Origin of the sequence: Streptomyces sp. SID5785 (assembly GCF_009870065.1) — a bacterium.
In the GTDB taxonomy this organism is placed as follows: domain Bacteria; phylum Actinomycetota; class Actinomycetes; order Streptomycetales; family Streptomycetaceae; genus Streptomyces.
The window spans coordinates 1-6,982 of the sequence record NZ_WWIA01000333.1 but is presented as its reverse complement, the minus strand read 5'-3'; the positions used below and the strand labels follow the sequence as shown (position 1 = coordinate 6,982).

The following is a 6,982-nucleotide window of genomic DNA, read 5'->3' as shown; positions in this document are numbered from 1 at the left end:
TGGTCGCGCACTGGCAGGACCTGATCCGCTCCTCGCCGCTCACCCGGCACATGGAGCTGGTCGCCTGGCTGAAGTCCGCGCACGGGCTCGGCCACGGCCACGCGAACGCGCTGGTCGCCGCGACGCTCGCGGAGGGCAGGAGCCGCCTCCGGGAGAAGAACTAGCCTCCGCGATCAGATCCCGCCCATCGGCTCCGGGTCGACCCGCAGCGGCGTGCCCCACACCCGCACCACCTCGTAGTCGGTGAACTCGTGGACCAGGCGGTACGCCATCGCCGCGTCCGGGCGGCGGCGCTGGGCCGCCAGGTAGAGGTCCGCCTCGCGGCGGTCGTGGCGCGGGGTGCCGCACAGCTGCCAGACCTGGCCGGTCCACATCTCGGGGATCCAGCGCTGCTGCGGCTGCGGGCGCTCCTCGCGCGTCCCGTACCGCGACTGGACCGCCTGCTGGTCGGGGCGGGCCGGGGCGGGGCCCCCGCCGTACTCGGCGCGGCGGGCCTGGCGGCGGCGGGTCTCGCAGAGCAGGCACAGGTCGGGGGCCGACTCGTCGACCGCGCCGTAGGGGTGCTGGGCGCAGCGGGTCGTCGGCGCGGCGCCGGTGACCGTGTCGTCGAGCAGGTCAAGGGCGCGCTTCACATCGCCGCGCACCTCGTGGAGCTTGGCGTCCGACGCCTCCGAGGTGAGGCGCTCGCCGTGCTCGCCGAGCAGGCGCAGGGCGCGGCCGAGTGCAGTGAGCTGCGCGTGGTTCACCGTCGTGTGCTCCGTTCGTACCGGGCCGGGTGTCTCCGGTCTGTCTGTCCTTGCTCCACCATGACACTCCCCACCGACAGACCGGCCTCGCCGGCGACACCCCGGCCACGGTCCGGTCACGATGCGGTCATGAAGTGGTCAAGAGATCTGGAACCCCCCTTGCCATCCCCGCGTGTAATCGATTCCAATCCTTCGTGTAATCGATTCCATGCACATGTGCGGCGCACTGCACGCACATGAGCCCGCAGCCACAAGGAGGTGGCCGGCGATGGCGAGCATCAAGGACGTCGCGGCCGCGGCCGGGGTCTCGGTCGCCACGGTCTCCCGGGTCCTCAACAGCCACCCGTCCGTGAGCCCGGACGCCAGGACCCGCGTCCTGGCCGCCGTGGAGTCGCTCGGCTACCGGCCCAACGCCGTCGCCCGCTCCCTGCGCACCGCCCAGACCCGCACCCTCGGCCTGGTCATCAGCGACGTCCTCAACCCGTACTTCACCGAGCTGGCCCGCTCCGTCGAGGAGGAGGCCCGTGCCCTCGGCTACAGCGTGATCATCGGCAACGCCGACGAGCGGCCCGACCTCCAGGACCACCACGTCCAGAACCTGCTCGACCGGCGCATCGACGGCCTCCTCGTCTCCCCCACCGACGGCGGCTCCCCGCTGATGCTCGCCGCGGCCCGCGCCGGGACCCCGATGGTCTTCGTGGACCGCTGGATCCCCGGCGTCGACGTGCCCGTCGTGCGCTCCGACGGCAGCGGTGCCATCCGCGACCTGGTCGCCCATCTGCACCGGCTCGGTCACCGCCGGCTCGCGATCATCGCGGGCCCGGCCGCCACCACGACCGGCAGCGAGCGCGTCGCCGCGTTCCGCGAGGCGCTCGCCCGGTACGCGATCGAGCTGCCCGACGCATACATCGGCCAGGGCGACTTCCAGGCCGACAGCGGGCGCCGGGTGACCGAGGGGTTCCTCGACCTGGCCGAGCCGCCGGAGGTCGTGTTCGCCGCGGACAACCTGATGGCGCTGGGCGCGCTCGACGCGATCCGCGCGCGCGGGCTGCGCGTCCCCGACGACATCGCGCTCGCCGCGTTCGACGACATCCCCTGGTTCGTGCACACCGCGCCGCCGGTGACCGCGATCGCCCAGCCGACGAAGGACCTGGGCCGGGCCGCCGTCCGCGCCCTGATCGACCGCATCGAGGGCCGGTCCCCGCAGTCGGTGACCCTGCCCGCGCACCTCGTCGTACGCGAGTCCTGCGGCGAGTCCCCCCGGCCGAGCCACACGGACAGCCTGAGCCACACGAACGACCCGAGTCACCCGAGCCATCCGCGCCACCCGCGCACTCCGACGGAGAGGAGCACCCGGTGAAACCCGCAAGCAGCCCGGACGAGTTGCTGCGCATCGAGGGCATCCGCAAGACGTTCCCCGGTGTCGTCGCGCTCGACAGCGTCGACTTCGACCTGCGCCGCGGCGAGGTCCACGTCCTGCTCGGCGAGAACGGGGCCGGGAAGAGCACGCTCATCAAGATGCTCTCCGGCGCCTACACGCCCGACGCCGGCCGGATCACGGTCGGCGGCGAACAGGTCCGCATCCACGGCGCGCAGGACGCCGAACGCCTCGGCATCGCGACCATCTACCAGGAGTTCAACCTCGTCCCCGACCTCACCGTCGCCGAGAACATCTTCCTGGGCCGCCAGCCGCGCCGCTTCGGCCTCATCGACCGCCGGACGATGGAGCGCGACGCCGAGGCCCTCCTCGCGCGCGTAGGCGTGCAGGTCTCGCCCCGCGCGCGGGTGCGTGAACTGGGCATCGCCCGGCTCCAGATGGTCGAGATCGCGAAGGCGCTGAGCCTGGACGCCCGCGTCCTGATCATGGACGAGCCGACGGCCGTGCTGACCTCCGAGGAGGTCGAGAAGCTGTTCGCGATCGTGCGGGCGCTGCGCGAGGACGGCGTCGGCGTCGTCTTCATCACGCACCACCTGGAGGAGATCGCGGCGCTCGGCGACCGGGTCACCGTCATCCGCGACGGCCGCAGCGTCGGCCAGGTGCCCGCCTCGACGCCCGAGGACGAGCTCGTCCGGCTCATGGTGGGCCGCTCCATCGAGCAGCAGTACCCGCGCGAACGCCCCGACACGGGTGACGCGTTGCTGAAGGTCGAGGGGCTGACCCGGGACGGCGTCTTCCACGACGTGAGCTTCGAGGTGCGCGCCGGTGAGGTCGTCGGCATCGCCGGGCTCGTCGGCGCGGGCCGCACCGAGGTCGCCCGGGCCGTGTTCGGCGCCGACCCCTACGACCGCGGCTCGGTCGAGGTCGCCGGGGCCCGGCTGCCCCGGCACGACGTCAACGCGGCCATGTCCGCGGGCGTCGGGCTCGTGCCCGAGGACCGTAAGGGCCAGGGCCTCGTCCTCGACCAGTCCGTCGAGGAGAACCTCGGGCTCGTCACCCTGCGCGCGGCCACCCACGGCGGGTTCGTCGACCGCAAGGGGCAGCACACCGCCGCCGAGCGGATCGCGGGACAGCTCGGGGTGCGGATGTCGGGCCTCGGCCAGCACGTGCGCACCCTGTCCGGTGGCAACCAGCAGAAGGTCGTCATCGGCAAGTGGCTGCTCGCCGACATCAGGGTGCTCATCCTCGACGAGCCGACCCGCGGCATCGACGTGGGCGCCAAGGTCGAGATCTACCAGCTGGTCAACGAACTGACCGCAGCCGGCCACGCCGTGCTGATGATCTCCAGCGACCTGCCCGAGGTGCTCGGCATGAGCGACCGCGTGCTGGTGATGGCGCAGGGCCGCCTCGCCGGTGAGCTGTCCGCCGACGACGCCACCCAGGACTCCGTGATGGCACTCGCCGTCAGCAGCCCCACGACCCTCAAGGAGGAGGGCTCCCGTGACCACTGAGACGCTCAAGAACGACCAGAGCACGACCAAGGGCGGCGGGGGTCTGCTGCGGCTGCTCCTCGACAACGGCGCGCTGACCGCGCTCGTCGTCCTCGTCATCGTGATGTCGCTGCTCTCCGGCGACTTCCTGACCACCACGAACCTGCTGAACGTCGGCGTGCAGGCGGCCGTCACCGCGATCCTCGCGTTCGGCGTCACCTTCGTCATCGTCTCCGCGGGCATCGACCTGTCGGTCGGCTCGGTCGCCGCGCTGTCCGCGACCGTCCTCGCCTGGGCGGCGACCAGCGAGGGCGTGCCCGTCGCGATAGCGGTGGTCCTCGCCGTCGCCACCGGCCTGGCCTGCGGCCTCGTCAACGGCGCGCTCATCTCGTACGGGAAGCTGCCGCCGTTCATCGCGACGCTCGCGATGCTGTCGGTGGGCCGCGGCCTGTCGCTGGTGATCTCGCAGGGCTCGCCGATCCCGTTCCCCGACTCCGTGTCCCACCTCGGTGACACGCTGGGCGGCTGGCTGCCCGTGCCGGTGATCGTCATGGTCGTCGCCGGTGTCGTCACCGCGGTCGTGCTCGGCCGCACCTTCATCGGCCGCTCCATGTACGCGATCGGCGGCAACGAGGAGGCGGCGCGGCTGTCCGGGCTGCGCGTCAAGCGGCAGAAGCTCGTCATCTACGGCCTGTCCGGGCTGTTCGCGGCCGTCGCGGGCATCGTGCTCGCCTCCCGGCTCTCCTCCGCGCAGCCGCAGGCCGCGCAGGGCTACGAGCTGGACGCGATCGCCGCGGTCGTCATCGGCGGCGCCTCGCTGGCCGGCGGCGTCGGCAAGGCCTCCGGCACCTTCATCGGCGCGCTCATCCTCGCGGTGCTGCGCAACGGCCTGAACCTGCTGTCCGTGTCCGCGTTCTGGCAGCAGGTCGTCATCGGCGTCGTCATCGCGCTGGCCGTCCTGCTCGACACCGTGCGCCGCAAGGCCGGTGCCACGCCGACCGCGGCGGGCACGGGTGCGGGCGGGCCCCGGCAGAAGATGCAGTACGTGGTCGCGGCCGTCGTGGCGGCGGCGATCGTCGGCGGACTCGCGCTGTGGAACAACACCGGCTCGTCCGACGGCAAGAAGGACCTGCGGATCGGCATGGCGGTGTCCACGCTGAACAACCCGTTCTTCACCGAGATGCGGGCCGGCGCGCAGGCCGAGGCGAAGAAGCAGGGCGTGAAGCTGACCGTCACCGACGCGCAGAACGACGCCTCCCAGCAGGCCAACCAGCTGCAGAACTTCGCCAGCGGCAACATGAGCGCGATCATCGTGAACCCGGTCGACTCCGACGCCGTCGGCCCGTCCGTGCGCGGCGCCAACACGTCCGACATCCCCGTCGTCGCCGCCGACCGCGGGGTGAACAAGGCGAAGACCGCGACGCTCGTCGCCTCCGACAACGTCGCGGGCGGCAAGCAGGCCGCCAGGACGCTCGCCGACAAGCTCGGCGGCAAGGGCGAGATCGTGATCCTCCAGGGCCAGGCCGGTACGTCGGCCAGCCGGGAGCGGGGCGCCGGGTTCGCCGCGGGCATCAAGGAGTTCCCCGGTATCAAGGTCGTCGCCAAGCAGCCCGCGGACTTCGACCGCACCAAGGGCCTGGACGTCATGACGAACCTGCTCCAGTCCCACCCCGGCGTCGACGGCGTCTTCGCCGAGAACGACGAGATGGCGCTCGGCGCGGTCAAGGCCCTCGGCTCCAAGGCCGGGAAGTCGGTGGATGTCGTCGGCTTCGACGGCACGCCGGACGGCTTCAAGGCGGTCGAGGCGGGCACGCTGTACGCGTCGGTCGCGCAGCAGCCGCGTGAGCTGGGCAGGATGGCGGTGCAGAACGCGGTCAGGGCGGCGCAGGACGAGACGATCCCGTCGGCCGTGAAGGTCCCGGTGAAGGTCGTGACGTCGAAGAACGTCGCCTCCTTCCGGTGACGGCGCCCTTCGCGCGACCGGGGTCGTGACCGCAGCAGTCCGTCAGTGACATCAGGGAGATCCACAGCATGAACACGTACGACCTGCTCGTCGTCGGCTCGGCCAACGCCGACCTCGTCGTCGGCGTCGAGCGGCGGCCCGGCGCCGGCGAGACCGTCCTCGGCTCCGACCTGGTGGTCCACCCGGGCGGCAAGGGCGCCAACCAGGCGGTCGCCGCCGCGAAGCTCGGCGCGCGCACCGCACTGCTCGCCCGGGTCGGCGACGACGGGCACGGGCGGCTGCTGCGCGAGTCGATGGAGTCGGCCGGAGTCGACACGTCCGGCGTCCTGGTCGGCGGCGCGCCCACCGGCGTCGCGCTGATCACCGTCGACCCGTCCGGCGACAACTCGATCGTCGTCTCGCCGGGGGCGAACGGGCGCCTCACCCCGCAGGACGTCCGGGCCGCGCGCGCGTTGTTCGCCGCCGCGCCCGTGGTCTCCACGCTGCTCGAGATCCCGCTGGACACGGTCGCCGAGGTCGCGCGCTCGCTGGCCGACGGGGCCCGGCTCGTGCTGAACCCGTCGCCGCCCGCGCCGCTGCCGGACGAGGTCCTCGCGGCCTGCGACCCGCTGATCGTCAACGAGCACGAGGCGGCCGTGATCCTCGGTACGCGGCCCGGGGGCGCCCCCGAGGACTGGGCGCGGGCGCTGCTCGCCCTCGGCCCGCGGTCGGTCGTCGTGACGCTGGGCTCGCAGGGCGCTCTGGTCGCCGACGCGTCGGGCACGGCGCGGGTGCCGTCGGTCGAGGTCGACGCGGTGGACACGACGGGCGCCGGAGACGCGTTCACGGCGGCGCTCGCGTGGCGGCTCGGCACCGGTGCCCCGCTCGCCGACGCGGCGGCGTACGCGGCGCGGGTCGGCGCGGCGGCCGTCACGAAGGAGGGTGCGCAGGCCTCGTACCCGACCGCCGACGAGGTGGCCGCCCTGTGAAGAAGGCCGGGATACTCAACCGCCATCTGGCGGGCGCCCTGGCCGAGTTGGGGCACGGCGACCGGGTCCTGGTGTGCGACGCCGGGATGCCGCTGCCGGACGGGCCGCGCATCGTCGACCTCGCCTTCCGGGCCGGGGTGCCGTCCTTCGCCGAGGTGCTCGACGGGCTGCTCGCGGAGCTGGTCGTGGAGGCCGGCACCGCCGCCGACGAGGTACGCGCCGCGAACCCGGGCGCGGCCGAGCTGCTGCGCGAGCGGGTGCCGCAGCTGTCGTACGTCGGCCACGAGGAGCTGAAGCGGCTCGCGGGCGGGGCGCGGCTGATCGTGCGCACGGGCGAGGCGCGGCCGTACGCGAACGTGCTGCTGCGGTGCGGTGTCTTCTTCTGAGCGCACCGGGTGAGCGCTGCGAGGGGCCCGGTCCGCGGACCGGGCCCCTCG

At 73.1% G+C, this 6,982-nt stretch carries 7 protein-coding genes; 6 read left to right on the top strand and 1 reads right to left on the bottom strand.

Annotated elements, in window-relative coordinates; genetic code table 11:
- A partial coding sequence (locus GTW43_RS10815; protein WP_161301436.1) for a DUF4287 domain-containing protein occupies positions 1-164 on the top strand: 164 nt, incomplete at its 5' end.
- Positions 165-173: 9 nt separating this feature from the next.
- Here the strand turns inward: GTW43_RS10815 and GTW43_RS10810 are convergent.
- A complete protein-coding gene (locus tag GTW43_RS10810; protein WP_161301435.1) occupies positions 174-746 on the bottom strand; it encodes a hypothetical protein in 573 nt (190 codons plus the stop codon).
- Between the two features lie 268 nt (positions 747-1,014).
- Between GTW43_RS10810 and GTW43_RS10805 the strand changes: the two genes are divergently transcribed.
- The 5 genes from GTW43_RS10805 to rbsD all read left to right on the top strand — a co-directional run bounded on the left by GTW43_RS10805 (position 1,015) and on the right by rbsD (position 6,931).
- Positions 1,015-2,106, top strand: coding sequence for a LacI family DNA-binding transcriptional regulator (locus GTW43_RS10805; protein ID WP_161301434.1), 1,092 nt, complete (start codon positions 1,015-1,017; stop codon positions 2,104-2,106).
- Complete coding sequence (locus GTW43_RS10800) at positions 2,103-3,635, top strand: sugar ABC transporter ATP-binding protein (protein WP_161301433.1); 1,533 nt, start codon at positions 2,103-2,105, stop codon at positions 3,633-3,635. The genes GTW43_RS10805 and GTW43_RS10800 overlap by 4 nt, the downstream gene beginning before the upstream one ends.
- On the top strand, positions 3,625-5,577 hold the full coding sequence (locus GTW43_RS10795) for a substrate-binding domain-containing protein (protein WP_161301432.1): 1,953 nt from the start codon (positions 3,625-3,627) through the stop codon (positions 5,575-5,577). Before GTW43_RS10800 ends, GTW43_RS10795 begins: the two co-directional genes overlap by 11 nt.
- A 68-nt stretch (positions 5,578-5,645) precedes the next feature.
- Positions 5,646-6,545, top strand: coding sequence for a ribokinase (locus tag GTW43_RS10790; RefSeq protein ID WP_161301431.1), 900 nt, complete (start codon positions 5,646-5,648; stop codon positions 6,543-6,545).
- Entirely contained in the window at positions 6,542-6,931 is a 390-nt protein-coding gene (gene rbsD, locus GTW43_RS10785) for a D-ribose pyranase (RefSeq protein WP_161301430.1), read from the top strand. Before GTW43_RS10790 ends, rbsD begins: the two co-directional genes overlap by 4 nt.
- Positions 6,932-6,982: the final 51 nt, after the last annotated feature.